This is a genomic window from Saccharopolyspora sp. NPDC000995 (assembly GCF_053599315.1).
In genome coordinates this window covers 20,388-45,264 of sequence record NZ_JBSFLZ010000013.1, presented here as the reverse complement: position 1 = coordinate 45,264, position 24,877 = coordinate 20,388, and the positions used below count along the sequence as shown (strand labels likewise).

At 69.0% G+C, this 24,877-nt stretch carries 28 protein-coding genes; 26 read left to right on the top strand and 2 right to left on the bottom strand.

The window, feature by feature from the left end; translation table 11 throughout:
* Nucleotides 1-100: 100 nt before the first annotated feature.
* The 5 genes from ACWDKQ_RS07330 to ACWDKQ_RS07310 all read left to right on the top strand — a co-directional run bounded on the left by ACWDKQ_RS07330 (nucleotide 101) and on the right by ACWDKQ_RS07310 (nucleotide 3,883).
* Nucleotides 101-1,135: an NAD-dependent epimerase/dehydratase family protein gene (locus tag ACWDKQ_RS07330; protein ID WP_450137888.1), complete on the top strand. Its 1,035-nt coding sequence runs from the start codon at nucleotides 101-103 to the stop codon at nucleotides 1,133-1,135.
* A 64-nt stretch (nucleotides 1,136-1,199) separates the two neighbouring features.
* Complete coding sequence (locus ACWDKQ_RS07325; protein WP_450137887.1) at nucleotides 1,200-2,123, top strand: lysophospholipid acyltransferase family protein; 924 nt, start codon at nucleotides 1,200-1,202, stop codon at nucleotides 2,121-2,123.
* A 69-nt stretch (nucleotides 2,124-2,192) separates the two neighbouring features.
* Entirely contained in the window at nucleotides 2,193-2,576 is a 384-nt protein-coding gene (locus ACWDKQ_RS07320) for a hypothetical protein (RefSeq protein WP_450137928.1), read from the top strand.
* 141 nt (nucleotides 2,577-2,717) lie between these two features.
* A complete protein-coding gene (locus ACWDKQ_RS07315) occupies nucleotides 2,718-3,305 on the top strand; it encodes an HdeD family acid-resistance protein (RefSeq protein WP_450137886.1) in 588 nt (195 codons plus the stop codon).
* A gap of 164 nt (nucleotides 3,306-3,469) precedes the next feature.
* On the top strand, nucleotides 3,470-3,883 hold the full coding sequence (locus tag ACWDKQ_RS07310; RefSeq protein ID WP_450137885.1) for a VOC family protein: 414 nt from the start codon (nucleotides 3,470-3,472) through the stop codon (nucleotides 3,881-3,883).
* A gap of 117 nt (nucleotides 3,884-4,000) precedes the next feature.
* Here ACWDKQ_RS07310 and ACWDKQ_RS07305 read toward each other — a convergent pair whose 3' ends face one another.
* The gene (locus tag ACWDKQ_RS07305; RefSeq protein WP_450137927.1) at nucleotides 4,001-4,888 is read right to left on the bottom strand and encodes an HAD family hydrolase; all 888 of its coding nucleotides are present in this window, start codon (nucleotides 4,886-4,888) and stop codon (nucleotides 4,001-4,003) included.
* A gap of 221 nt (nucleotides 4,889-5,109) precedes the next feature.
* The gene (locus ACWDKQ_RS07300; protein ID WP_450137884.1) at nucleotides 5,110-5,742 is read right to left on the bottom strand and encodes a sigma-70 family RNA polymerase sigma factor; all 633 of its coding nucleotides are present in this window, start codon (nucleotides 5,740-5,742) and stop codon (nucleotides 5,110-5,112) included.
* 373 nt (nucleotides 5,743-6,115) lie between these two features.
* Here ACWDKQ_RS07300 and ACWDKQ_RS07295 point away from each other — a divergent pair, with 373 nt between their 5' ends.
* From ACWDKQ_RS07295 to ccsB, 21 genes are all read left to right on the top strand, one after another.
* Nucleotides 6,116-6,352, top strand: coding sequence for a glutaredoxin family protein (locus ACWDKQ_RS07295; RefSeq protein ID WP_450137883.1), 237 nt, complete (start codon nucleotides 6,116-6,118; stop codon nucleotides 6,350-6,352).
* Between the two features lie 403 nt (nucleotides 6,353-6,755).
* Nucleotides 6,756-7,610 (top strand): redox-sensing transcriptional repressor Rex, encoded by an 855-nt coding sequence (locus ACWDKQ_RS07290; protein ID WP_450137882.1) that lies wholly within the window; start codon nucleotides 6,756-6,758, stop codon nucleotides 7,608-7,610.
* Nucleotides 7,607-8,992 (top strand): glutamyl-tRNA reductase, encoded by a 1,386-nt coding sequence (locus ACWDKQ_RS07285; RefSeq protein ID WP_450137881.1) that lies wholly within the window; start codon nucleotides 7,607-7,609, stop codon nucleotides 8,990-8,992. Before ACWDKQ_RS07290 ends, ACWDKQ_RS07285 begins: the two co-directional genes overlap by 4 nt.
* Nucleotides 8,989-9,927 (top strand): hydroxymethylbilane synthase, encoded by a 939-nt coding sequence (gene hemC, locus ACWDKQ_RS07280; protein WP_450137880.1) that lies wholly within the window; start codon nucleotides 8,989-8,991, stop codon nucleotides 9,925-9,927. Before ACWDKQ_RS07285 ends, hemC begins: the two co-directional genes overlap by 4 nt.
* A gap of 14 nt (nucleotides 9,928-9,941) precedes the next feature.
* Entirely contained in the window at nucleotides 9,942-11,474 is a 1,533-nt protein-coding gene (locus ACWDKQ_RS07275) for a uroporphyrinogen-III synthase (RefSeq protein ID WP_450137879.1), read from the top strand.
* A 292-nt stretch (nucleotides 11,475-11,766) separates the two neighbouring features.
* Complete coding sequence (locus ACWDKQ_RS07270) at nucleotides 11,767-12,915, top strand: methyltransferase domain-containing protein (protein ID WP_450137878.1); 1,149 nt, start codon at nucleotides 11,767-11,769, stop codon at nucleotides 12,913-12,915.
* A 304-nt stretch (nucleotides 12,916-13,219) separates the two neighbouring features.
* A complete protein-coding gene (locus ACWDKQ_RS07265) occupies nucleotides 13,220-13,414 on the top strand; it encodes a DUF397 domain-containing protein (protein WP_450137877.1) in 195 nt (64 codons plus the stop codon).
* A gap of 77 nt (nucleotides 13,415-13,491) precedes the next feature.
* The gene (gene hemB, locus ACWDKQ_RS07260; protein WP_450137876.1) at nucleotides 13,492-14,475 is read left to right on the top strand and encodes a porphobilinogen synthase; all 984 of its coding nucleotides are present in this window, start codon (nucleotides 13,492-13,494) and stop codon (nucleotides 14,473-14,475) included.
* Nucleotides 14,472-15,059, top strand: coding sequence for a hypothetical protein (locus ACWDKQ_RS07255; RefSeq protein WP_450137875.1), 588 nt, complete (start codon nucleotides 14,472-14,474; stop codon nucleotides 15,057-15,059). Before hemB ends, ACWDKQ_RS07255 begins: the two co-directional genes overlap by 4 nt.
* Before the next feature lie 40 nt (nucleotides 15,060-15,099).
* Complete coding sequence (locus ACWDKQ_RS07250; protein WP_450137874.1) at nucleotides 15,100-15,627, top strand: hypothetical protein; 528 nt, start codon at nucleotides 15,100-15,102, stop codon at nucleotides 15,625-15,627.
* A 72-nt stretch (nucleotides 15,628-15,699) separates the two neighbouring features.
* On the top strand, nucleotides 15,700-16,257 hold the full coding sequence (locus ACWDKQ_RS07245) for a hypothetical protein (protein ID WP_450137873.1): 558 nt from the start codon (nucleotides 15,700-15,702) through the stop codon (nucleotides 16,255-16,257).
* A 262-nt stretch (nucleotides 16,258-16,519) separates the two neighbouring features.
* Nucleotides 16,520-17,185, top strand: coding sequence for a hypothetical protein (locus ACWDKQ_RS07240; RefSeq protein ID WP_450137872.1), 666 nt, complete (start codon nucleotides 16,520-16,522; stop codon nucleotides 17,183-17,185).
* Nucleotides 17,185-17,604 (top strand): hypothetical protein, encoded by a 420-nt coding sequence (locus tag ACWDKQ_RS07235; RefSeq protein ID WP_450137871.1) that lies wholly within the window; start codon nucleotides 17,185-17,187, stop codon nucleotides 17,602-17,604. The genes ACWDKQ_RS07240 and ACWDKQ_RS07235 overlap by 1 nt, the downstream gene beginning before the upstream one ends.
* A complete protein-coding gene (locus ACWDKQ_RS07230) occupies nucleotides 17,597-18,031 on the top strand; it encodes a hypothetical protein (RefSeq protein ID WP_450137870.1) in 435 nt (144 codons plus the stop codon). The genes ACWDKQ_RS07235 and ACWDKQ_RS07230 overlap by 8 nt, the downstream gene beginning before the upstream one ends.
* 85 nt (nucleotides 18,032-18,116) lie before the next feature.
* Nucleotides 18,117-18,485 carry a hypothetical protein gene (locus ACWDKQ_RS07225; RefSeq protein ID WP_450137869.1) on the top strand — a complete coding sequence of 123 codons (369 nt, stop codon included), beginning with the start codon at nucleotides 18,117-18,119 and terminating at the stop codon, nucleotides 18,483-18,485.
* A gap of 34 nt (nucleotides 18,486-18,519) precedes the next feature.
* Complete coding sequence (hemL, locus tag ACWDKQ_RS07220; protein ID WP_450137868.1) at nucleotides 18,520-19,869, top strand: glutamate-1-semialdehyde 2,1-aminomutase; 1,350 nt, start codon at nucleotides 18,520-18,522, stop codon at nucleotides 19,867-19,869.
* Nucleotides 19,866-20,501, top strand: coding sequence for a histidine phosphatase family protein (locus ACWDKQ_RS07215; protein WP_450137867.1), 636 nt, complete (start codon nucleotides 19,866-19,868; stop codon nucleotides 20,499-20,501). Before hemL ends, ACWDKQ_RS07215 begins: the two co-directional genes overlap by 4 nt.
* Nucleotides 20,498-21,094 carry a TlpA disulfide reductase family protein gene (locus tag ACWDKQ_RS07210; protein ID WP_450137866.1) on the top strand — a complete coding sequence of 199 codons (597 nt, stop codon included), beginning with the start codon at nucleotides 20,498-20,500 and terminating at the stop codon, nucleotides 21,092-21,094. The genes ACWDKQ_RS07215 and ACWDKQ_RS07210 overlap by 4 nt, the downstream gene beginning before the upstream one ends.
* A gap of 297 nt (nucleotides 21,095-21,391) precedes the next feature.
* Nucleotides 21,392-22,174 (top strand): cytochrome c biogenesis CcdA family protein, encoded by a 783-nt coding sequence (locus ACWDKQ_RS07205; protein WP_450137865.1) that lies wholly within the window; start codon nucleotides 21,392-21,394, stop codon nucleotides 22,172-22,174.
* Entirely contained in the window at nucleotides 22,174-23,796 is a 1,623-nt protein-coding gene (gene resB, locus ACWDKQ_RS07200) for a cytochrome c biogenesis protein ResB (RefSeq protein ID WP_450137864.1), read from the top strand. Before ACWDKQ_RS07205 ends, resB begins: the two co-directional genes overlap by 1 nt.
* Nucleotides 23,796-24,794 carry a c-type cytochrome biogenesis protein CcsB gene (gene ccsB, locus ACWDKQ_RS07195; RefSeq protein WP_450137863.1) on the top strand — a complete coding sequence of 333 codons (999 nt, stop codon included), beginning with the start codon at nucleotides 23,796-23,798 and terminating at the stop codon, nucleotides 24,792-24,794. The genes resB and ccsB overlap by 1 nt, the downstream gene beginning before the upstream one ends.
* The last annotated feature ends 83 nt before the right edge of the window (nucleotides 24,795-24,877 follow it).

Here is a 24,877-nt window from a genome sequence, read left to right as displayed (position 1 = left end):
GCGCAACCGACCCAACCCCGTAACTCCGAATGCCCGGTGAACGGCGCGTTCGGCGGTAGCATCGCAGGCGGCGGCCGTGCCAGAGAAGGCTGGGAGACAGATGGGCCCGAATGTCGTGCTGGTGACAGGGGTCAGCCGTTTCCTGGGCGGATATCTCGCCGCGCGGCTGGCGGCCGACCCGGCCGTGGAACGCGTGCTCGGCGTGGACACCGTGCAGCCCGGTCGCGATCTGCTGCGCCGGATGGGCCGCACCGATTTTGTCCGCGCCGACATCCGCAACCCGCTGATCGGAAAGGTGATCGCGAACGCCAAGGTCGACACCGTGGTGCACGCGGCGGTCAACTCCCATTCCGGGCCCGGTGGGCGGGCCGCGGTGAAGGAGATGAACGTCATCGGCACCATGCAACTGCTGGCCGCCTGCCAGCAGTCGCCGCTGGTGCGCAAGGTGGTGGTTCGGTCGACCTGCGCGGTCTACGGGTCGAGCTCGCGGGACCCGGCGGTGTTCACCGAAGACATCGAGCCGAAGGACCTGCCGTCGTCCGGGTACGCCAAGGACGCGGTGGAGATCGAGGACTACGTGCGCGGCTTCGGCCGTCGGCGGCCCGACGTGGGCATCACGACGCTGCGGTTCAGCAACCTGATCGGCCCACGAATAGACGCGAGCCTGACCCGCTACTTCGCGCTGCCGGTGGTGCCGACCGTGCTCGGCTTCGACGCGCGGCTGCAGCTGGTGCACTCCGAGGACGCGCTGGCGGTGCTGGAGCGGGCGACGACGGCGGATCGGCCCGGCGTGTTCAACGTGGCCGGTGAGGGCGTTCTGATGCTTTCGCAGGCGATCCGGCGTGCCGGTCGCATCGCGATGCCGCTGCCGGGCATCGCCGTGTCGCCGCTGGCCGGGTTCTTCCGCAACGCCCGGCTGGTCGACTTCTCACCGGAGCAGTTGCGGTACCTCAACTTCGGCCGGGTACTGGACACCACGAAGCTCCGCGAGGAGTTCGGGTTCACCCCGCGCTGGACCACACAGCAGGCCTTCGACGACTTCGTTCGTGGCCGGAGCCTGCGGCCGGTGGTCGACCCGGAGAACATCATGGCGCTGGAGCGCAGCGTCGGAAACCTGTTGGCCAGGCATCGGTGACGGAGGTGGCATGAGCGGCAGTCGTGCGTTCTGCGCTTGTGCCCGACCGGGTGTGGGGGAGTGAATGTCGGATGCGCAGGTGATCCCGCTGCGTGCGGCGGGCCGGGAGCGGCTCGATGCGTCCGAGTCGTCGGTGCCGGACGAGCCCAGGTGGGAAGACGCCGTCATCGACGTGCTGGCGTTCGCCCGGCGGCGGTTGCTCGGTGACTACAAGGTCGACGAGTTCGGCTTCGACCAGGAGCTGACCGACGAGGTGTTCCTCCGCTTCCTGCGGCCCTTCTACGAGAAGTGGTTCCGCGTCGAGGTGCTTGGCGGTCACCACGTGCCCGCCGAACGCGGCGCGCTGGTGGTGGCCAACCACTCCGGCACGCTGCCGTGGGACGCGTTGATGACCACGGTCGCGCTGCACGACCACCTCCCGGCGGCCCGGCACCTGCGGATGCTCGGCGCCGACCTGGTGTTCCGGATGCCGATGCTCGGCGCGCTGGCCCGCAAGGCCGGCCACACGCTGGCCTGCAACCCGGACGCGGAGCGGCTGCTGACCAACTGCGAACTGGTCGGGGTGTGGCCGGAGGGCTTCAAGGGCATCGGGAAGCCGTTCAAGGACCGGTACAAGCTGCAGCGCTTCGGGCGCGGTGGGTTCGTCTCGGCGGCGCTGCGCACCGGGGCGCCGATCGTGCCTTGCTCGATCGTGGGCGCGGAGGAGATCTACCCGAAGCTGGCGGACATCAAGCCGCTGGCGCGGTTGCTGGGGGTGCCTTACTTCCCGGTCACGCCGCTGTTCCCGCACCTCGGGCTGCTGGGGGCGGTGCCGTTGCCGTCGAAGTGGTACATCGAGTTCGGGGAGCCGATCGAGACCTCCGCGTACCCGGAGGGCGCGGCGGACGACCCGATGCTCGTGTTCGGCCTCAGCGACCAGGTCCGGGAGATCATCCAGCAAACCCTGTACCGCCTCCTCGCCCAACGAACCAACGTCTTCCTGGGGTGAGTGCAGTTTCATTGAAACTGCACTCCGGCTTCGTCGGGTGAGTCGGGTGGTGGCTGTGCGCCGCGGGGGATTGCAGGGCGGGGGCCGGGTCGGTGCCGCGTTGCGGCGGGGGCCGTCAGTCGTCCATCAGCTCGTCGCGAATGCTGTCCACGTCGCCCTTGGCCAGGATGCGCTGCACGCCGATGTTGCTGCAGCCGCCGCCTGCTGCGCGCCCAGGAGATCGACCTGGAGGTCACCGAAGCCGCCAAGAAGCGGCTGACCAAGCGCGGTTTCAAGCCGGAGTTCGGCGCGCGGCCGCTGCTGCGGACCATCCGCACCGAACTGGACAACCGGATCTCCAAGCTGCTGCTGCGCGGCGAGGCGCAGCCGGGCGACACCACCGTTGCCTCGATCGAGGGTGACGAACTGGTCTGCGCCTTGGCCCGGCCGCACGCGGCGGACGTCCCGGCTTAGTCCGGGGACAAGGCGCCGGACCCGAGCCGGGTTTGAACGCGCGGGTCCCACGCGGTGCCTCGAAGATGGGGACTCCACTCGGATCGGTGATGCGAGCGGTTCGGGAATGCGCTGATCCGGGTCCCGTGGGAAGGATGGATCATGAGTCACCTTCAGGATGATCCAGGCCGACTGGTGGCCGGTCGGCTGGCGAAGATGGCGTGGCAGTCGGTCCTCGTGGTGGGTGTCTCCTCGCTCGTCGTCGGTGTGCTGGCGTTGGCCTGGCCCCGCGCGACGTTGATCGTCCTCGGGGTGCTGTTCGGCATCTACCTACTGGTCAGCGGCGTGCTGCAGATCGTCGCGGCGTTCGGCACGCACGTGGTGGCGGCGATCCGGGTGCTGGCGTTCATCAGCGGCGCTCTGTCGATCCTGCTGGGATTGCTGTGCTTCCGGGGTGAGATGCAGTCGATCCTGCTGCTGGGCCTGTGGATCGGCATCGGTTGGCTGTTCCGCGGGGTCACCCAGACGACCGCGTCGGTCGCCGACCGGGCGATGCCCGCGCGCGGCTGGCAGATCTTCATGGGCATCGTCACGGCCATGGCGGGCATCGTGCTGATCGTCTCACCGCTGGCCTCGGTGGCGCTGCTGGTCCTGCTCGGCGGGATCTGGCTGATCGTCCTGGGGGTAGTGGAGATCATCACGGCGTTCCGGATTCACCACGCTGCGACGCAGCTGGCGATGTCCGGATGACGCCGATGTCCGGGCGCGCGCGGGAGGGGCGCGCCCGGCCTTCGGGTGGGCCGGTGCGGTGGGCGGGGATGCCACCGCACCGGCCCGGTTTTCGCGTGGCCACTGTCGGTGGGGGCAGTCATGCTTTCGCGCAGGCCCGATTCCGCTACCGGTGGGAGGTTGCGATGAGTTCCCGGCTCAACCCGTACATCAGCTTCGACGGCAACGCGCGCGAGGCGATGGAGTTCTACAAGGACGTGTTCGGCGGCAACCTGACGATGAGCACCTTCGGCGAGTTCGGTGCCTCGGATCCGGGCACGACCGACAAGATCATGCACTCGATGCTGGAGAGCGGCAGCGGCTTCATGCTGATGGCCTCCGACACCCCGCCGGAGATGGAGCACAAGCCGGGCAACAACATCACGGTGAGCCTCAGCGGAGACGCCGCCTCCGGCGACGAGCTGCGCGGCTACTGGGCGAAGCTGTCCGAATCGGGCACCGTGTCGGTCCCGCTGGAGAAGCAGATGTGGGGCGACGTGTTCGGCATGTGCATGGACCGGTTCGGCATCGGCTGGATGGTCAACATCTCCGAATCGTGACCGCAGCGCAGGTAGTTCTCGGGGACGTGAGTCTTTTTGGGGGCTATGGCACGGCTATGGCAGCCCGAAGGACTCACGACCCCGAGCTCTCCCGAGCCCCGTTGCACCGCGGGGGCGTCAGGAGCGGTCGCGGCGGCGGTAGGCGAGGCCCGCGGCCACCGCGCCCGCGATGGCGCTGACTCCCATGATCGAGTTCAGGCCGATCCGGGCCGCTTTACGGCCCGTCCGGAAGTCCCGGACCTCCCAGTCCCGGGCCCGTGCGATGTCGCGCAGCCGCTGGTCCGGGTTGACCGCCACGGCCGTGCCCACCGCCGACAGCATCGGGATGTCGTTGGCCGAGTCCGAGTACGCCGTACAGCGCCGCAGGTCCAGGCCTTCACTGGCGGCCAGCGCCCGGACCGCGTGCGCCTTCGCTCGGCCGTGCAGCATCTCGCCGACCAGCCGGCCCGTGTACACGCCGTGGGAGCTCTCCGCGACCGTGCCCAGCGCGCCGGTCAGCCCGAGCCGCCGCGCGATGATCTGCGCCAGCTCCACCGGGGTCGCCGTCACCAGCCACACCCGCTGGCCCGCGTCGAGGTGCATCTGAGCCAGCGCCCGGGTGCCCGCCCAGATCCGGTCCGCCATCAGCTCGTCGTAGATCTCCTCGCTGAGTTCCACCAGCTCCGAGACCTTGCGCCCGGCCACGAACGACAGCGCCTGCTCCCGGCTGGCCTGCATGTCCTGCGGGTTCTCCCGGCCGCCGACCCGGAACTTCAGCTGCTGCCAGGCGAACCCGGCCAGGTCGGTGGCGGTGAGGAACTTGCGAGCGGCCAGGCCGCGGGCGAAGTGGAACAGCGAGGCGCCCATCATCATCGTGTTGTCGACGTCGAAGAACGCTGCGGCGGTGAGGTCGGGCGGGGTGGCCAGTGAGCCGTCCGGGCCGGGCGCTGCGGCGACGGCGGCCTCCGCGGACGCGCGGCCCGCCACCTTCGCACTGTCGATCGGATCGACGCCGGGCGCGCGCAAGCCGTTGTGGTCCGCGCCACCGGCTGAGCCTTGACGTGTCGGCACCGCCGCGCCTCCCCGGGGTCCTCCGGTGTTGTCGTGCGAAGTTCCAGGTCTTGCCGACCCGGGCCGACCCGGCTCAGCAGGCTTCTAGCTTAAGACCTGGCCGCAACCGAACTTGCGCACCTCCACCGGGGTGCGGCAACGGTCCGGTAACTGCTTCGGGGTGACTCGGCGAGCGCCTAGCGGAGATCATCGGGCAGGAGTTGCGCCAACCGCCGGATCGCGCGGTGCTGCAGCGCCTTCACCGCGCCCTCGTTGCGCTGCATCGCGGCCGCCGTCTCGGTCACGGTCAAGCCCTGCAGGAACCGCAGCCGGATGCACTCCCGCTGCTCGGGGTTCAGCTGTCGGACGCAGCGCAGCAGCTCGCGGTGGGTGGCCTCGGTGAGCACGTGTTGTTCCGGGCCCAAGTGTGTCCGGCCGACGGGCAGGTTGTCGGTGACGTCGGAGGTGGGAATCTCCAGCCGGTTCCGACTGGACTTGATGTGGTCGAGGATGAGGTTCTTGGCGATGGTGGTGAACCAAGCCGCCACGTCGCGGCCTTGGTAGCTGATCGAGGCGATCCGGCGCAGCGCCCGGAGGAACGTCTCGCTGGTGATGTCCTCCGCCAGGCAGTGGTCGCTGACCCGGAACAGCACGTAGCGGTAGACGAGCTGCGCGTACTCGTCGTAGAGGTGGCCGAAGGCGTCGTTATCGCCCTGCTGGGCGGCGCTGACGTACGCCCAGCTCTCGGTGCAGGGCTGGGTGACCGGCGCGTCGACGCTGCGGAAGGGTGCGGCTGGGGCGGGGGGTGCGAGCGTTTTCGGGCTGCTCATCTCTTGCGACCTCCTGCCATCGTTGGCTCCACCGGTGTGTGCGGGTGGGACGCATCGGTGCCGGTGTCATGTCGCGGTGTCCGGAGGACACCCGCCTCCGGCGGCCGGCCGGTCGCTCGGGCGGCCTCCGGACCCGTCGTGGTGACGCCGGGGCGGGGGCGTTGAAGGAGGAGCATACGTGTTGTTACTCGGAAGTAGGTAGTTGCCAACGGGTGATGGTTTGATCGCACAGCGTGTTCGTGACTGGGTCCTGCGTCATCCGGCAGGTGATTTTGGACACTCGACCAGTGTGGTCGGTGCTGCGGCACGTGCCTGGCCGCTGGGTACGTTGGAACCGCGAAATCAGGCCCGAATGCCAACCTGGAGTGAAGGCATGTACGAGGTGACGGTGATGACCCGCGAGGGTTGCCACGCATGCGCGGACGCGATCTCCGACGTGCGGCGGATCTGCGCGGAGCTCGGCGTTCCCTGGTCCGAGCGGGATGTGGACGCCGACTCGGAACTGCGCGCCGAGTACGGCGACCGGGTCCCGGTGATCTTGATCGATGGAGTCGAGCACGGCTACTGGAAGGTCGAGGAAGACCGCTTCCGCCGGGCCCTGGCCCGCTGACCGGTGATCTTGCCCCCGCGCCGCGCGGGTTGCGCCCGTCACGTGCGCTAGACCACGCGTTTTGGCACGTCGGGGGGCTATCGGCAATGATGGCGGGGAAGGTTTGCGCCTCCGACGGAGTCCGGCCCTGCGACTTTGTGCATGCGTTCACAAATTGGTTACGGTGTACGGGTCGGGTCGCCGGATTCTCGGTGTGGATCAGCGGATCAGATGTCGGCCGCCGGATGTCGGCGGTGTTCGCGGACGACGCCGAGGCCGTCGGGTGACAGACCGGTCGACGTCGGTGCTCCCCGTATGAGGAACGAAGTCGGGAAGTGCGCGACGACCGTCGCGCGGCTGTGCCCAAACCGGGTGCGGACGGGCGGGCAGGCCATAGCAGTAGGTAGGGCGAGGGAGATCCAGCGTGACGGCCCACGGAGCGGACGTGCAGGACGGTGACGGGCAGGCCCAGGCCGATTCCCGGACCGACTCCAAGCAGTCGCCGGCGATCGAGGTTCCCGCGGCGCGGGAGCGCGCCAGGGCGATCCCGGAAGCCGCCGTCGCCCGGCTCGCGGTTTACCTGCGGGCACTGTCCGGACTCGCCGACCAGAACGTGAACACCGTCTCCAGCGACGAACTGGCCGTGGTCGCCGGGGTCAACTCCGCGAAGCTGCGCAAGGACCTGTCCTACATCGGCTCTTACGGCACCCGCGGAGTCGGCTACGAGGTGGCGGTGCTCATCGGCCAGATCGAGCGCACCCTCGGCCTGACCCGCAAGCACAGCGTCGCGGTCGTCGGTATCGGTAACCTCGGCCACGCGCTGGCCAACTACGGCGGCTTCCCGAGCCGTGGCTTCCCGGTCTCCGCCCTGTTCGACCTCGACCCGGACCTGGTGGGGGTGCCGGTCGGCGGCATTCCGGTCAGCCACATCGATGACATCGTCGAGGTGTGCGCCGGGCGCGAGGTCACCATCGGCGTCATCGCCACGCCCGCGCAGGGCGCCCAGGAGGTCTGCGACGGTTTGGTCGCCGGGGGCGTTACGTGCATCCTGAACTTCGCGCCCGTCGTGCTGCAGGTCCCCGAGGACGTCGAGGTGCGCAAGGTCGACCTGGCGGTGGAGATGCAGATCCTGTCGTTTCACGTGGCCCGACGTCAGCAGGAAGCGGCGGCGGAAGCCGATCGGTCCGATGTGGATGGTGCGGACATCGGTCCGCCGGGCGGCGGCGGTCGGGTGCCAGGCGAGGTCGAATCGGTGAACAGGATGGTGGAACGGCTGTGAACCTGCTCACCGTCGGGATTTCCCACCACAGCGCCCCGGTGCGGATTCTGGAGCGGGTCTCGATCAGCGGAGCGGACGTCCCGAAGCTCCTCGACGAGCTGCTGCAGCGCGAGCGCATCTGCGAGGCGTTCATCATCTCGACCTGCAACCGAGTTGAGATCTACGCGGTTGCGGAGACCTTCCACGGTGGCCTGGACGACGTGACGTCGGTGCTCGCCCGGAACGCCGGCGCGGAGGTCGCTGACCTCGCCGACCACCTTTACGTCTACTACGCGGGCGCCGCGGTGGAGCACCTGTTCTCGGTGTCCGCCGGTCTGGACTCGATGGTCGTCGGCGAGGCGCAGATCCTCGGCCAGCTGCGCCAGGCCTACGGTACGGCCGACGAGAACGGCACCGTCGGCAAGACCCTGCACGAGCTCGCGCAGCACGCCCTCCGGGTCGGCAAGCGGGTGCACTCCGAGACTGGCATCGACGCGGAAGGCGCGTCGGTGGTGTCCGAGGCGCTCGCCGACGCCGAGGTCGCGCTCGACGGCTTGGCCGGACGCAGCGCGCTGGTGGTCGGCGCGGGTTCGATGGGTGGCCTGGCCGCCGCGCAGCTGAAGCGCGCCGGCATCGGCGAGGTCGTGATCGCCAACCGCAGCGCGGCCAACGGCGAGCGGCTGGCCGAGTCCTTGCGCGCCGACGGCGTCGCCTCACGCACCGCCGACCTCACGGACCTGAGCAACACGATCGCCGCAGCCGACTTGGTGGTGGCCTGCACCGGCGCGATCGGCGCGGTGGTGACCGAAGACATGGTCGCGTCGGCGCTGACGGTCCGCGACGACCGTCCGCTGCTGTGCTGCGACCTCGGCCTGCCTCGGGACATCGCGCCCGAGGTGGCCGGACTGCCCGGCGTGACCGTCGTCGGCCTGGAGAGCCTGCAGCAGCGGCTGTCCGAGAAGCAGGGCGGCAACGAGTCCGAGCGGGCCGCGCAGATCGTCGCCGAGGAACTGCACGACTACCTCGCCGCGCAACGCTCGGCCGAGGTGACCCCGACCGTGACCGCGCTGCGCAAGCGCGCCGCCGAGGTGGTGGACAGCGAGCTGCTGCGGCTCGACTCGCGGCTGCCCGAACTGGACGGCGACGTGCGGGACGAACTGGCGCGCACGGTCCGCCGCGTGGTGGACAAGCTCCTGCACGCGCCGACGGTCCGGGTCAAGCAACTCGCGTCGGTGGCCGGCGGTGCCGGCTACGCCGACGCACTCCGAGAGCTCTTCGAACTCGATCCGCAGACGCCCGCAGTGCTCGGCACCCCACAGGCCGACGAGGGCCTGCCCGGCGGGACCTCCGTCGCCCAGGCGCGGCTGCGCGATCGAGCAGGACAGGACGGTGAGGACCGTTGAACAAGACCCTCCGCATCGGCACCCGCAGCAGCGCCCTGGCGATGGCGCAGAGCTCGCAGGTCGCCGAGGAGCTGGAGAAGGCGGGTTACCCGACCCAGCTGGTCACCGTGTCGACCCCCGGTGACCGCTCGATGGCACCGATCGCCGAGATCGGTGTAGGCGTATTCACCTCCGCGCTGCGCGAGGCGCTCGCCGCCGGTGAGGTGGATGTCGCGGTGCACTCCTACAAAGACCTGCCGACCGAACCAGACCCCCGGTTGTCGCTGGCTGCTGTCCCGGTCCGGGAGGACCCACGGGACGCGCTGGTGGCACGGGACGGTCTGACGCTCGGCGAACTGCCCCCGGGGTCCGTTGTGGGCACCGGTTCGCCGCGCCGCGCCAGTCAGCTCCGGGCCCTGGGCCTGGGGCTGGAGGTGCGCGGCATCCGCGGCAATGTGGACACCCGTCTGCGGAAGGTGACCGACGGTGAGCTGGACGCCGTCGTGCTCGCCCGAGCCGGGCTGGCCCGAGTGGGCCGGCTTGCGGTGATCACGGAAACGCTCGATCCACTGCAGATGCTGCCCGCGCCCGCCCAGGGCGCGCTGGCAGTGGAATGCCGCGTCTATGACGTGGACACCGAGCACTTGCTGCAGTCCGTTTTGGACGATCAGGCCAGCCGCGCCGCGGTGGCCGCTGAGCGCGCAATGTTGTCCGCGCTCGAAGCGGGCTGTAGCGCGCCGGTCGGCGCGCTGGCCGAAGTGGTGGATGACCTCGACGAGGACGGGCGCGTGGCGCTGCGGCTGTCCGTGCGTGGGGTGGTGGCGACCAACGACGATCAGTTGGTCCGCGCCTCCATCACTGGTGAGACGACCGCCGCCGATCAGCTGGGCCGGGAATTGGCCGCCCAGCTGCTCGAAGCCAGGGCCGCTTTGCTCAGCGGACCCGGCAGTAGTTGATGGGGAGCGCCCTTATGACCCGAGCACGTAAGTCCCCCGGACGGATCGCTTTCGTGGGCTCCGGTCCCGGTGACGCCGGACTGCTCACCGTCCGGGGCCGGGATGCGGTCACCCGCGCCGCCCTGCTGGTGACCGACCCGGACGTACCCGCCGATATCGTCGGCCAGGCCGCTGACGGCGCCGAGGTCCGCCCCGCCGTGGGGGACCCGGCGGACGTGGCCAAGGACCTGGCGAACGAGGCCGCGACCGGTCGCACCGTGGTGCGGTTGGTCGCCGGTGACCCGCTGACCGCCGACGCGGTTGTCCGCGAGGTCCAGGAGGTCGCCAAGACCGGCGCCGCCTTCGACATCATCCCCGGCGTCGCCGGCGGCAGCGCGGTCCCGGCCTACGCCGGCGTCGCGCTCGGCGCGGTGCACACCGAGGTCGATGTCCGAGGCGACGTGGACTGGGCTTCGCTGGCCGCGGTGCCCGGCGCGCTGGTGCTGCACACCGCCGGCAGCCACCTGGCCGAGGCCGCTTCGCGGCTGGTGGAGCACGGCAGGCCCGCGACGACTCCCGTCGCGGTGACCTCCTCCGGCACCACCGTGGCGCAGCGCACCATCGACACGACGCTGGCGTCGCTGGCCGCCGACGCCGGTGAGCTGCAGGGCCACCTGGTGGTGACCATCGGCGACGTGGTGTCCGAGCGCAACAAGCTCTCCTGGTGGGAGTCGCGCGCCCTGTACGGCTGGAAGGTCCTGGTGCCGCGCACCAAGGAGCAGGCCGGCGTGATGAGCGACCGGCTGTGGTCGCACGGCGCCGTCTCGCACGAGGTGCCGACGATCTCGGTCGAGCCGCCGCGTAGCCCCGCGCAGATGGAGCGCGCGGTCAAGGGCCTGGTCGACGGCCGCTACCAGTGGGTGGTGTTCACCTCCGCCAACGCGGTCCGCGCGGTGTGGGAGAAGTTCAGCGACTTCGGGCTGGACGCCCGGGCGTTCTCCGGCGTGAAGATCGCCTGCGTCGGCGAGGCCACCGCGCAGAAGGTCCGCTCGTTCGGGATCATCCCGGAGCTGGTGCCCTCTGGTGACCAGTCCAGCGAAGGCCTGCTGCAGGAATTCCCGCCGCACGACGACATCCTGGACCCGGTGGACCGGGTGCTGCTGCCGCGCGCGGACATCGCCACCGAGACGCTGTCGGCAGGGTTGCGCGAGCGGGGTTGGGAGGTCGACGACGTGACGGCCTACCGCACCGTCCGCGCCGCGCCGCCGCCGGCCGAGACTCGCGAGATGATCAAGACCGGTGGGTTCGACGCGGTGTGCTTCACCTCGTCGTCGACCGTCCGGAACCTGGTCGGCATCGCGGGCAAGCCGCACGCCCGGACGCTGGTGGCCTGCATCGGCCCGAACACGGCGGAGACGGCCAAGGAGTTCGGCCTGCGGGTCGATGTGCAGCCGGAGGTCCCGCGAGTGGAGGACCTGGTGGACGCCCTGGCCGAGCACGCGGCCCGGCTCCGCGCCGAAGGCGCGCTCCCGCCGCCCCGCAAGGCCAAGCGGGCCCGCCGCAGCTGATCCGTTGACGAAGGGCACCTTCCGACCACCACCGGTCGGAAGGTGCCCTTCGTGCTTCATCCGACGGGGTGGATGCCGTCCCGTCGAGGCTGATCGGTTTGTGCTCTGTTCTGGTGAAAAGCGTTGCCGGTCAGTCGAAAGAAGCCCTTTGGTTCTGGGGTCCCGATACCGTCGCCAAGACCAGGACGACGGGGAGGAGATTCGGTGACGGTCGACAACAGGCATTCGGTGGAGGACGACAAGCAGACCCGTAAGACCGCCGACGACCTTGACCCCAAGGACTTCGAGAAAGATGACGACGACAGCTAGGGGCGGGGACTCCGCGCTTATCGCGGAGTTGCAGTCGGCTGGGCAGTTGTCCGCCAGGTACGGCTCGGCGTTTCGGGCGGTGGCGCGGGAGTGGTTCGTTCCGGACCGGATGTGGGTCCAGGAGGTCGACGGCGGTCCATACGAGCCGATGGACCGGTCTTCGGAGCCGGAACGCTGGCTGCGCAACGTCCACTCGAACCGCGTGATCGTGACGCAGTTCGACGATGGTGCGACACCTTGGCCCGAGGTCGGTTATCGCCCCACGTGTTCGGCATCCATGCCGTCAGCGGTGGCAGGAATGCTCGACGCTCTCGATATCAGCTCTGGACAGTCGGTTCTGGAGATCGGGACGGGCACGGGATACAACGCCGCGCTGCTCGCCGAACTCGTCGGCGCGCAAGGAAAAGTGACGACGATCGAAATTGACGCCGACCTCGCGGCAACCGCCCGGGCACGGCTCGAGGCGGCCGGGTACGGCCACGTCGCCGTCGTCGTCGGTGACGCCGCAGCGATGGCCGTGACCGAGAAGTTCGACAGGGTCATCGCCACCGCCGGGGTGCGTCTCGGGCAGCTTCCCGTTGGGTGGCTCGAGAACGTGCGGATCGGCGGCGTGATCCTGGCACCGATGCGGGCCGATCTCGCCTCGGGCCCCTTGGTCCGCTTCGAGATCGAGCGGGACGGCGTGGGCTGCGGGCACGCCGTGCAGGGACTGCGGGTCGGCTTCATGGAGCTCCGCTCGCACCGCGTCGCCGCGCTTGCATTCGATGGGTTGCGCTGGGACGACCCGGCCGCCGACCGGTCGCTCACTGAGGTCAGTCCGTTCAAGATGCTGATCGACGAAGCGTCCAGGTGGGCGGTGGCGGTGGCGGTTCCCTCCTGCCGGTACAGCCTGGAGCAGAAGACCCCGGAACGTGACCACGGCGTAGCGTGGCTAAGCGATCCGGTATCGGGTTCGTGGGCCAGCGTCGTCCCAGACAACCGGAGCCGCTACACCGTTCGGCAGTCGGGGCCTCGGCGGTTGTGGGACGAGGCGGAAGCCGCGTTCCGGTGGTGGCGGAGTCACGGAGAGCCGCCGCTGGAAGCCTGGCGCTGGACAGTTGCTCCCGACCGCCAGACCGTCGCACTGGCCTGACCGCCAGAACACGGGTGGCGCCTCTCCGCGAAAAGGGATGGCCGGTCGGTGCGCGGGGAGAGGACCGCACCGACCGGCCCGCGCAGGCCGGGGGACCTCGGGGTCGTCAACCGCTCCGCCCGAGCCTTGTCAGATGCGGTAGAGGGAGTCCAGGACTCCAGCAAACCTAGAAGTACGCGATCGCGTTCGATCAAGCTCATAGAACATCGATTGCCGAGCTCGAGCGAGAAACGCTGACTTTCCTCGACCGGCTCATCCAAGAAGAAGGAGGACAGCGACAGCGAAGCTCGCGCCGGAACTCAAGGTGGCCACGCCGTGGCGCAAATCGTCCCGCAGCAACAACGGTGCCGCCAACTGCATCGAGATCGCGCCGCTGCTGGAGCCCGGAACGGGAGTGCGCGATTCCAAGGACCCGGTCGGTCCTGCCCTAATAGTGTTCACGCAGCCGCAATGGTCGGCGTTCCTCGGCGGAATCAAGGCCGGCCGCTTCTCGAGCTGAGCCCTCGGCTCGTCCGTTCTGTCGGGTCGTTACGCTCGTGGTGTCACCCCGCCGAGCCTGTTTGGGGAGCCGCCGTCATGTACCCCTCGCACCGTCCGCGTCGACTTCGTCGCAACGCCGCGCTGCGCAGACTGGTTTCCGAGACTTCCGTGGAGCCCCGGCACTTGGTGCTGCCGATGTTCGTTCGCGAAGGCGCGACCGAGCCGGTGCCGATCCAGTCGATGCCCGGCGTTGTGCAGCACAGCCGCGACTCGCTGCGCAAGGCTGCCGTCGACGCCGTCAGCGCTGGTGTCGGCGGCCTGATGTTGTTCGGCGTGCCGACTACGCACGACGCCGAGGGTTCCGGCGCGATCGACCGGGACGGCATCCTCAACGTCGCGCTGCGCGACCTGCACCGCGAGCTCGGCGACGACACCGTGCTGATGGCCGACCTGTGCCTGGACGAGTTCACCGACCACGGGCACTGCGGCGTGCTGGACGAAGACGGCAACGTCGACAACGACCGCACGCTGCAGATCTACGGCGAGATGGCCGTCATGCAGGCCCAGTCCGGGGCGCACGTGGTCGGCCCCAGCGGCATGATGGACGGCCAGGTCGGCGTGATCCGCGACTCGCTGGACGCGACCGGCTTCGGCGACACCTCGATCCTGGCCTACTCCGCGAAGTACGCCTCCGCCTTCTACGGGCCGTTCCGCGACGCGGTGGACTCGCAGCTCAAGGGCGACCGCAAGACCTACCAGCAGGACCCGGGCAACGGCCGGGAAGCGCTGCGCGAGGCGGACCTGGACCTCGCCGAGGGCGCCGACATGGTGATGGTCAAGCCCGCGATCTCCTACCTCGACGTGCTGCGCGACATCGCGGGCGTCGCCGACGTGCCGGTGGCCGCCTACCAGGTCTCCGGTGAGTACTCGATGATCGAGGCCGCCGTCGCCAACGGCTGGCTGGACCGGCAGCGAACCGTGCTGGAAACCCTTACCTCGATCCGGCGGGCCGGTGCCGACATCGTCCTGACCTACTGGGCGGTCGAGGCCGCGCGCTGGCTGCAGGACGCGCGGGCATGACGGGACTGGGGCAACGGGTGGACGCGTTCGGCCGACCGGTACCCGAGCCGGCTCCCACACCACCGCAGGCGCTGCTGGTGGCGCGGTGGCTGTGGATCGGGTCGGTGCTGGTCGGCGCCGTGCAGGCGTTCATTCAGCTCGTCGACCGGCCCCAGCTGATCGCCGAGCTGCGCCAGCTGCAGCCGGCCATGTCGCAGATGGACCTCGAGGCCGCGGCCAACAGCGGGATCATGTTCACATTCCTGCTCAAGGCGATGATCCTGCTGCTGTACGTGATGCTGTCCCGACGGATGCTGGAAGGCCGGAACTGGGCGCGCATCGTGCTTACGGTCTTCGGCGGCTTCGGGATCTTCAACGCCGTGATCACCGTGCTCACCGTTTCGCTGGTCGGCACCGCGCTGATCCGCCAGTTGACCGGCGTCGCCATCACCGGTGTGGACGCCGTGTTCTCGCTGGTGGTGATGCTCGTCGAGATCACCGCGATCGTGTTCATGTACCGCCCGGATTCGAACCGGTTCTTCCAAGCGGTGCGGAACCGGCGGACCAGTAACCCAACGGAGCCGACCGGTAACGGTTGGTCATAATTCCTGGACAGGCGTCGTTGCGGTTCCTAACCTGAGCCATGTGACGCCGCCGCAGGAACCTGAGCGCGACCCGTACTCCGCCCCGCAGGCGCCCGGCCACCAGCCGTGGCGGCCGAGCTCGGTCAGCAATGCCTTCTGGGCTGGGATCGCCAGCGTGGTGGTGGGCTTCGCGCTGCTGGCGGCGGTTTTCCTGCAGGTTTCCGACGCCGAGCTGCAATTGGTGCTGCAGGAGATGGCGGCGCAGGGACAGCAGCTCACGATGGAGCAGGCGCGCGGCATCTACTCCGCGGTGGTGGTGTTGTTGACCGTCATCGTGGCCATCATCGCGGCGCTGTGGATCATGTTCCTGTTCTTCATGCGGCGCGGGCGGAACTGGGCGCGGATCGTGATCACGGTGGTCGGGGCCGTGTGGATCCTCCTCACCCTCCCGTCGATCGCCGGTGGCGCGGTGGGCGGCATCGCGAGTGCACTGCTCTCGGTGCTGCAGGTACTGACCGTCGCGGCGACCATCGTCTTCGCCTATCTCGCGCCGTCGAACCAGTACTTCCAAGCCGGTCGGCACCGATGACCGCAGCCCCTTCTTCGGCGGATGTGGGGAATTCCGGCAAGTCGCAATGATCCGCTGTACTACGGTTTCCGGGTGACAGCGCCCCAGAACCCCTGGCAGCAGGGCCAGAATCCCCAGCAGTTCGCGCCGCGCGCGGGCTATCCGCAGCAGATTCCCGCCGGGAAGCCGCGCGTGCCCGGCACCGTGGGCTTCGCCAGCGTCGTCGGGCTCGTGATGCCGCCGCTGTCCGCGGCGCTGAGCGTTCTCAACTTCGTGATCATGATCGTCATGTTCGGCAAGTACATCTCGGACATGTGGTCCGCACTCCTCGCCAACGTGATCTTCGTCGGCATCGCAGTGGTGTCCGCGGTCCTCTGGATCGTTTTCTCGCTTCTGATGCGGCGCGGGCGCGGTTGGGCCCGGACCTCGCTGGTGGTCATGTCTACGATCTGGCTGATCTACACCATCTACTCGATCGCCTCGTTCCTGGTGGCCGTCGGCGGGAACTTCGGGCCCGTCTTCAGCAGTCCCTCGGCGATCATCGGCATGGTCCAGATGTTCATCATCGTCCCGATCACGACGGCGCTCTTCATCGTCCTCGTGTTCCTGAAGCCGTCGAACGACTACTTCAAGGCCGCGCGCGGCAGGTGAGTTCGCACAAACCGGGGCGGTTCCCGGACGTCGGCGATGTCGACAGCCGAGCCGATCACTCGCGTTCCGGTCGGCGGGTGACTTCGCCCCAAACCCTTGGCAGGGGGGCCGAATCCGCACCTTCTCGCGTCGCAGCTGGTCTACCAGGTCACGATCCCGGTGTTCCTGGAACCGTCGAACGACTACATCGAACTGGTGCGGTGCAGGTGAGTTTGCGCAACCAAGTGGACAGCGACTCAGCCCTGTTCATACTGTTTGTCGCGTGACTTCACCGCAAAATCCTTGGCAACAAGGTGGGTACCCGCAGGGCGGGACTCCATCCGGCGGGTTTCCGCAGCAGTACCCGCAGTATCCGCAGTATCCGCAGTCGAATCCGTTCGCGGCGCCGCCGGTTCCGGCGCAGGAGCTGAGCGCGTTCCAGCGGCCGATCACCGTGGAGATCGCGTTCTGGATCGCGATCGTCGTGCCGCTGCTGGCCACGGTGCTGTCCGTGGTGAGCTACATGCTGCTGCAGGGCTTCGTGAACAACTCCATCTCCGGCAGCGTGGGCGACCCGGATCTCGACCAGCAGATTTCGTCCGTCGCCAACGGGGTCATGCTTTTCTTCTTCGTCTTCCTCACGATCATCTACCTGGTCCTGACCGGGTTGTGGATTCTCTTCGGCTTCAAGATGCGGGCCGGGAAGAACTGGGCGCGGATCACGCTCACGGTGTTCGCGGGCCTCTGGATGCTCTTCGGCGTCATCGCGCTGATCCAGGGCGGCGGCATGACGATGTCCGGTGACTTGGAAGGCGCGAACCTGCCCAGCTCGTACTTCGCGTTGTCCTACAGCCAGACCGGGCTGGGCCTGGTGGGGATGATCGTGTTCCTCACGTTGGCCTACCTGAAGCCGTCGAACTGGTACTTCAAGGCGGCGAGCCGGTTCTGATGGATTCGCCGCGACCGCTGCGCTACGCCATCGTCCTGTGGTGGGTGGTGGCACTCGTGCTCGCGTGGCAGACGGCGTTGATGTGGGTCGGGCGCGCCGAACTGGCGGGACGGATGATCGAGCGGCGCCAGGCCACAGCCGCGGACGCGGTGGAGCGCACGCAGCAACTGCTCATGATGAACACCGGGATCGCCGCGGTGCTGGCGGCGGCCTACCTGGTGTTGGGGGCGCTGCTGTTCAAACGGCGCCCTTGGGCCCGCGTCGTGCTGTCGGCGTTCGCACTGCTGCACCTGGTGATGCTGCTGGGCACCGGGGCGGTGTTCAGCGTGAACGCGGTCCTGCTCATCCTGGGGGCCGTCGCCGCAGTGCTGATGTGGCTGCGTTCGAGCACGGACTGGCTGACGGGTGAGCATGACTGAACTGATGCTGTATTCGGAGCGCGGCAGCAGTTGGTGGCCGTTGCTGTGGGGACCAGTGTTCGCGCTGCTCGGGTTCGGCGTCGAGGCGTTGACACCGGGCCCGGTGAACGCGACGGCGTGGCTGCTGGTCGGCGGTGTGCTCGCGGCCGCCGCCGCGATCTGGGTGTACGGCCGCCGCCGACTGGTTTCGGTGCGGCTGACGCACGCAGAGCTGGTGCAGGGGCGGGAAGAGCTCGCGGTCAGCCGCATCGCGGCGGTCACCGATGTAGGAGCGCCGGTTGGGGCACGAGTGCTTGGCGGAAGCTGGACGGTCCCGAGGGGAACGGGTGAGGTGCCGCTGCGACTCGAACCCGACGAAGTGGTCCTGGCCTGGGCGAAGGACCCCGAAGCCCTGTTGGCGGCCCTGGCCCGCCTGGTGGAGGAGTAGTCGCTCATGGCTGCGCTGGGCGGTTGGAGTAGCGCTTGCTCGGCTGTTTGCGGTGTGCACGGTGCGTCGTGAGACGCTTCTTCGCGTGACGACTCCCCAACCGTGGCCTGCTGACGGGCCGAAGCTCACAGTCGACACCGAAAGCGCCGAGCACGCCGACGAACCAACCCGTTCAGCCGGGCTGAACCAGCCGTGGCGGGCCGCCGTGGCCGGGATCGAGCTGGTCGTGGCCGTGGTGCTGGTGCTCGTGGGTTGGTGGGCGTGGCAGCGCGGAACGGTGACGATCTACCTGCCGGGACCGCAAGGCGCCGTCGACGTCGTCACCAGGTCGATCGGGAGCTGGCTGGGCACCTCCGTGGGTGCGGTGACGCTGGCCGGGTTGCTGCTGCTTGACGCGATCCGGCAGTCGGTGCTGGCGTCGCGGGCTCGCCGCCGGGAGTCCAACGGGGTGTGACCGGTCACTGCGCCGCGCCTGTCAGACTGGGGACGTGACAGCTCCTGCGAACCACGCATCGAATTCGAACGACGATCCGGCTCCGCGGTCGCGGCAGCTGTTCGAGCGCGCGCTCGCGGTGACGCCGGGCGGCGTGAATTCGCCGGTCCGGGCGTTCCACTCGGTAGGCGGCACACCGCGTTTCATGGTCCGCGGCGAAGGTGCCTACCTGTGGGACGCCGACGACAACCGCTACGTCGACCTGGTGTCCTCCTGGGGGCCGATGATCAACGGCCACGCGCACCCCGACGTGGTTCGGGCGGTGCAGGAAGCCGCTTCGCACGGTCTTTCCTTCGGCACGCCGGGTGCCGGTGAGATCGACCTCGCCCGGGAGATCATCGACCGCGTCGAACCGGTCGAGCAGGTCCGGCTGGTCAACTCCGGCACCGAGGCGACGATGAGCGCCGTCCGGCTGGCCCGCGGGTTCACCGGCCGCCAGAAGATCGTCAAGTTCGCCGGCTGCTACCACGGCCACGTCGACGCGCTGCTGGCCAGCGCCGGCTCTGGGGTCGCCACCCTTGGGCTGCCGACGTCGCCGGGCGTCACCGGTGCGCAGGCGGCGGACACCATCGTGCTGCCCTACAACGACCTCGAAGCCGTGCGGCAGGTCTTCGCCGAGCAGGGCGACCAGATCGCCTGCGTGATCACCGAGGCCGCGGCGGGCAACATGGGCGCGGTCGCGCCGCTGCCCGGTTTCAACGCCGCGCTGCGGGAGCTCACCAGCGCCGCTGGGGCGCTGCTGATCATGGACGAGGTCATGACCGGTTTCCGCGTTTCCGCGGCCGGTTGGTTCGGTATCGACGGCATCGCCGGTGACCTCTACACGTTCGGCAAGGTGATGTCCGGCGGGCTGCCCGCGGCGGCCTTCGGCGGACGTGCCGACATCATGGCCCGCCTCGCCCCGTCCGGGCCGGTGTACCAGGCGGGAACGCTGTCCGGGAACCCAGTCGCTGTCGCCGCCGGGCTGGCCAACCTGCGCGCCGCCGACGCCGAGGTATACGCGGCGCTGGACCGCAACAGCAAGCGGCTCGGAGATCTGCTCGGCGCGGCGCTGACCGCAGAAGGTGTGCCGCACCAGATCGCAAACGCCGCGAACATGGTCAGCGTCTTCTTTAGCGAGACCCCGGTGCACAACTACGAACAGGCACAGGCCCAGCAGGTCTGGCGGTTCCCCGCGTTCTTCCACGAGCTGCTCCGGCGCGGCGTGTACGCGCCGCCGAGCGCGTTCGAGTCCTGGTTCGTCAACGCGGCGATGGACGAGGCGGCATTCGAGGCGATCGCCGAAGCTCTGCCGTACGCCGCCCGGGCCGCCGCCGCGGCCACCTCCCCGGAGGCGCGCGCATGACTGGCGAGAAGACCGTGGTGCACTTCCTGCGCCACGGCGAGGTGCACAACCCCGACGGCATCCTCTACGGCCGTCTGCCGGGATACCGGTTGTCGGACCGGGGCGAACAGCAGGCCAAGATCGTGGCGGAGTTTCTGACCGGGCGCGAGGTCACGCACGTCGTCGCTTCGCCGCTGCAGCGCGCCCAGCAGACGGCCATGCCGATCAGCGCGGCGTTCCAACTCGACGTGGCCACCGATGACCGGCTCATCGAGGCAGACAACCGCTTCGAAGGCCTGAAGGTCTCGGTCGGGGACGGTGCGCTGCGGTCGCCGAAGCACTGGCCGAAGCTGCGGAACCCGCTGCGTCCGTCGTGGGGCGAGCCGTACCTGCAGATCGCACACCGCATGCTGGGCGCGGCGCACCGGGCCCGGGCGGCCGCCGCCGGTCACGAGGCGGTGTGCGTTTCCCACCAGCTGCCGATCTGGACGCTGCGCCGCTTCCTGGAAGGCAAGCCGATGTGGCACGACCCGCGGCGGCGGCAGTGCTCGCTGGCGTCGCTGACGAGCCTGGTGTTCCGCGGCGAAGAACTGATCCGGATCGCTTACGTCGAACCGGCCGGGGAAACCGATCCGAAGGTGACAGGGGCATGAAACGACAGTTAATGCGGTTCGGGCTGGTCGGTGCGGCGTTAGCGCTGGTCGCCGGCTGCGCGACCCAGGGCGACGATGCCGTCTCGCAGGGCGGCGGCGGTGAGTTCACCTTCGTCTCGCCCGGCGGGCAGACCCGCATCTTCTACCCGCCGGAGCAGCGCGGCCGGGTTTCCGGCATGTCCGGCGAGAGCCTCCTGGAACCGAACAAGCAGATCGGGCTGGACGACTTCAAGGACAAGGTCGTCGTCCTGAACATCTGGGGCTCGTGGTGCGGGCCGTGCCGGTCCGAGGCGGACGACCTGCAGGCGGTGCAGGACAAGACCGCCGCCCAGGGCGTCCAGGTGCTCGGCATCAACGTGCGGGACAGCCAGAGCGCCGCCGCGGACTTCCACCGCGACCGGAAGCTGACCTATCCGTCGATCTTCGACCCCTCGGGTCGCACGCTGCTGGCGCTGCGGCAGTTCCCGCGCAGCACCGTCCCGGCCACGATCGTCCTGGACCGGCAGCACCGCGTCGCGGCGGTCTTCCTGACGGAGATGTTGGAGAGCGAGCTGCTCCCCGAAGTCCAGAAGGTCGCCGCCGAACAGAGCTGAGGGTTCCAGGCCCGTCAGGGTTCCAGGCCCGTGCCGGTGGGTGAGCGCGAAATCGCCGCTCCGGACCACTCCGTAGTCCAGGTGGTGGCCCGTTCGGAAGTGGGCGTGCTGGGCTCTGGCCCGGTGTGATGCTCGGCTCCTGGCGGTCCGGAGGGTGTGCAGTGGTCCCGAAAACGCGGGACCTACGGCCCTGGCCGGAACGCGTCGTGCCTGCCCAAGGCGTCCACCAGGAAAGATGTGGGGCGGTTCACCGAGCCCGGTGGTAGATCGCCCTATTGACTTTCCTACCCTCGAAGTGTGAACCCCACTGAGCTCGCCGCGACCGGTCCGCTGCTGTTCGCGGCGGCGATCGCAGTGCTCGCCGGGGCGATCAGCTTCGCCTCGCCCTGCGTAGTGCCGCTGGTGCCCGGATACCTGGCCTACCTGGCCGGTGTCGTCGGCGCCGAGGCGCCGCCGCTGGACGTCGCGGAGGCCGAGCAAGGCCGCCGCGGGCGTTGGCGGGTCGCCGGAGCCGCCCTGCTCTTCGTAGCCGGGTTCACCGTTGTCTTCGCCTCGGGAACGCTCCTCCTCCTCGGGCTGTCAGACGTGCTGTTGGCCAATGAGCTGCTGTTGCAGCGCATCGGCGGGGTCGTCACGGTCGCGATGGGGCTGGTCTTCCTCGGTTTCGTGCCCGCCCTGCAGCGCGACGTCCGGCTGCACCGGGTGCCACGCGCCGGGGTGTGGGGTGCGCCGCTGCTGGGAGCTGTGTTCGGGCTCGGCTGGACGCCGTGCCTGGGCCCGACGCTAGCCGGGGTCACGTCGGTGGCGATCGCTACCAACGCCGGGACCGGTATGGCGGTCCGCGGCGTACTGCTCGTCCTGGCCTACTGCGTGGGCCTGGGGCTGCCGTTCGTGCTGCTGGCGATCGGGGCCCGGTGGGCGATCCGAAGCGCCGGCTGGTTGCGTCGGCGTGCCCGCGCCATCCAGATCGCGGGTGGCGTGCTGTTGGTGGTGGTGGGCCTGCTGCTCGTCACCGGTTTGTGGGGAGAGCTGATCGCGGTGCTGCAGGGTCCGATCGCCGGTTTCGAGACGCTGATCTGATGTCCGGATTCCTCAAGGCGACCCTGGCGTTCGTGCGCAACACCTGGCGCGGGCTGACCTCGATGCGCACCGCCCTGGTGCTGCTGTTCCTGCTCGCGCTCGCCGCGCTGCCAGGTGCGCTGATCCCGCAGCGCTCGCTGAACCAGACCGAAGTGGACCGGTACTTCAACGATTACCCGAATCTGGCGCCGATCCTGGACAAGCTCGGCGCGTTCGAGGTGTTCAGTTCGGTCTGGTTCGCCTCCATCTACGTGCTGCTGTTCATCTCGCTGATCGGCTGCCTGCTGCCACGCTGCTGGGAGTACTACAAGCAGTGGCGCAGCAAGCCGGTCCGGACGCCGCGCAACCTCGGCCGGATGCCGCACTACGAGCAGGCCACCCTCGACGCCTCGGTCGACGAGGTGATGACCTCCGCCCGCAAGCGACTGCGCGGCTGGCGCATGGTTGAACGCGAAGATGACGATGGCGCGCTTTCGATCAGCGCCGAGCGCGGTTTCCTGCGGGAGATCGGCAACCTCGTCTTCCACTTCGCCCTGGTGGGCATGCTCATCGGCGTCGCAGGCGGTAAGTTGTACGGCTACGAGGGCCAGGTCATCGTGGTCGCCGACGGCTCCGAGTTCTGCAACTCCGGGACCTACAACTACGACTCCTTCCGCGCCGGGCTCACCGTCGACGGCACCCAGCTCAACCCGTTCTGCGTGCGCCTCAACGACTTCGAAGTGAAGTACCAGCCGACCGGGCAGGTCGAGAGCTACCGCGTCGACATGCAGTACCAGGCCGGCGGCGACCTTGACACCAACACCTGGCAGCCTTACCTACTGCAGGTCAACCACCCGCTGCGCATCGCCGGCGACCGCGTCTACCTGACCGGCAACGGCTACGCCCCGAAATTCACGGTTACGTTCCCCGACGGCCAGCAGCGCACCGGGCTCATCCAGTGGCAGCCGGTTTCCGTTCAGACGATGCTGTCGCAGGGCGCCACCAAATTCGATCCGCCGGGCGTGCAGGACGAGGTGCAGCGGCGTCAGCGCCAGCTCGCGATCACCGGCCTGTTCGCGCCCACCGCCACCTTCGACGGCAAGGTCCTGAGCTCCGGCTTCCCGGACCTGCTCGATCCGGCCGTGGCCGTGGACGTGCTACGCGGCGACCTCGGCCTAGACTCCGGCCGCGGCCAGTCGATCTTCAGCGTCGACCAGTCCATGGTGGACCAGGGCAGGCTCAAGCGGGTCGCCCGGCAGAACCTGCGCCCCGGCGAGGAGATCCGCCTCGACGACGGCACCAGGGTCCACTTCGACGGCGTCGAACGCTGGGCCAACCTGCAGGTCTCGCACGACCCGTTCCAGCCGTGGGTGCTCGGCTTCGCCATCGCGATCATCTTCGGCATCGGCACCTCGCTGACCATCAAGCGCCGCCGGGTGTGGGTCCGTGCCGTACCGAGCCCGGAACCGGGTGATTCCGGTTCCGCGCGTACCGTTGTCGAAGTCGGCGGACTCGCCCGGACCGATCAGGCCGGGTATGGCGAGGAGTTCACCAGGCTGACCGCCGACCTGCTCGGCACGGGTGTCGATCACTCGCCGCAGTCACGCGCGGTCGCAGGGCCCGTGCGCGAAAGGAAGAGCTGATGCCGGTCAATCAGACGCTGTCGACCTACAGCGACATGGCGTACGCGACCTCCGTGGTCGTCTACATCGCCGCGATGTTGCTGTACTTCGGGGAATTCGCTTACGGCAGGACCGGGGTGGGAGTCCGCAAGCGCGAGTCGACGCTGGTCAATGCCGGTGGAGGGGCCACCTCGACACCGGTGATCGGGCACGTTGAGACCCCGCAGAAGCGCCCGCTGAGCGAGCGCCTCGGCGGCATGGCCGTCGCCATGACCGTGCTCGGCGCGTTGGTGCACGCTGCCTCTCTTCTGTTGCGCGGTTTCGCCACCGGCCGGGTGCCTTGGGGCAACATGTACGAGTTCGGTTCGGCGATCTGCCTGGCCGCGGTGGTCGCCTGGGTCATCGTGCTGTTCCGGCAACTGCGCGCCGAGCGCCGCGAGTCCACCCCGGCGCAGCTGCGCGGGCTCGGTGGCTTCCTGATGCTGCCGGTCATCCTGCTGCTGTTCCTCTCCGGCACGGTGCTCTACGCCAAGGCCGCCCCGCTGCAGCCGGCGCTGCAGTCCTACTGGATCGTGATCCACGTCGCGGCGGCGATCGTTTCCAGCGGTGCCCTGCTCTTCGCCGGTGTCTCGAGTGTGCTTTACCTGCTGCGGTGCCGGTTCGAGAACAACCCGCTGAAGCTGGCCAGGTTCGGCTCCCGGCTCCCGACCAGCCAGGCGCTGGACCGGATGGCCTACCGCGCCACCGTGATCATCTTCCCGATCTGGACGTTCGCGATCGTCGCTGGCGCGATCTGGGCGGAGGCAGCCTGGGGCCGGTTCTGGGGCTGGGACCCGAAGGAGACCTGCGCGTTCGTCGCGTGGGTCGTCTACGCCGCATACCTGCACGCCCGCGCCACCGCCGGCTGGCGGGGCGTCCGGGCAGCGTGGATCAACATTTTCGGTCTGGCCGTCATGATCTTCAACCTGTTCTTCATCAACATCGTCGTCGCCGGGCTTCACTCGTACGCTGGACTGTGAGTTCGTGATCTGCGTCGGTCGGTGCGCCGCCGCGAATCGGCGGCAACGGCCGCATTTCCCAGCGTGCCGCCCGCCACCTGCGT

Bases quoted from the DNA above. Each gene is read 5' to 3' on its own strand.
- ACWDKQ_RS07215 (WP_450137867.1), top strand. From the start codon at position 19,866: ATGACTGGCGAGAAGACCGTGGTGCACTTCCTGCGCCACGGCGAGGTG.
- ACWDKQ_RS07295 (WP_450137883.1), top strand. From the start codon at position 6,116: ATGTACGAGGTGACGGTGATGACCCGCGAGGGTTGCCACGCATGCGCG.
- ACWDKQ_RS07255 (WP_450137875.1), top strand. From the start codon at position 14,472: ATGACGGGACTGGGGCAACGGGTGGACGCGTTCGGCCGACCGGTACCC.
- ccsB (WP_450137863.1), top strand. From the start codon at position 23,796: ATGCCGGTCAATCAGACGCTGTCGACCTACAGCGACATGGCGTACGCG.
- ACWDKQ_RS07300 (WP_450137884.1), bottom strand. From the start codon at position 5,742: ATGAGCAGCCCGAAAACGCTCGCACCCCCCGCCCCAGCCGCACCCTTC.
- hemB (WP_450137876.1), top strand. From the start codon at position 13,492: ATGTACCCCTCGCACCGTCCGCGTCGACTTCGTCGCAACGCCGCGCTG.
- ACWDKQ_RS07330 (WP_450137888.1), top strand. From the start codon at position 101: ATGGGCCCGAATGTCGTGCTGGTGACAGGGGTCAGCCGTTTCCTGGGC.
- resB (WP_450137864.1), top strand. From the start codon at position 22,174: ATGTCCGGATTCCTCAAGGCGACCCTGGCGTTCGTGCGCAACACCTGG.
- ACWDKQ_RS07310 (WP_450137885.1), top strand. From the start codon at position 3,470: ATGAGTTCCCGGCTCAACCCGTACATCAGCTTCGACGGCAACGCGCGC.
- ACWDKQ_RS07275 (WP_450137879.1), top strand. From the start codon at position 9,942: ATGACCCGAGCACGTAAGTCCCCCGGACGGATCGCTTTCGTGGGCTCC.
- ACWDKQ_RS07315 (WP_450137886.1), top strand. From the start codon at position 2,718: ATGAGTCACCTTCAGGATGATCCAGGCCGACTGGTGGCCGGTCGGCTG.
- ACWDKQ_RS07325 (WP_450137887.1), top strand. From the start codon at position 1,200: ATGTCGGATGCGCAGGTGATCCCGCTGCGTGCGGCGGGCCGGGAGCGG.
- ACWDKQ_RS07230 (WP_450137870.1), top strand. From the start codon at position 17,597: ATGACTGAACTGATGCTGTATTCGGAGCGCGGCAGCAGTTGGTGGCCG.
- ACWDKQ_RS07270 (WP_450137878.1), top strand. From the start codon at position 11,767: ATGACGACGACAGCTAGGGGCGGGGACTCCGCGCTTATCGCGGAGTTG.
- ACWDKQ_RS07210 (WP_450137866.1), top strand. From the start codon at position 20,498: ATGAAACGACAGTTAATGCGGTTCGGGCTGGTCGGTGCGGCGTTAGCG.
- ACWDKQ_RS07235 (WP_450137871.1), top strand. From the start codon at position 17,185: ATGGATTCGCCGCGACCGCTGCGCTACGCCATCGTCCTGTGGTGGGTG.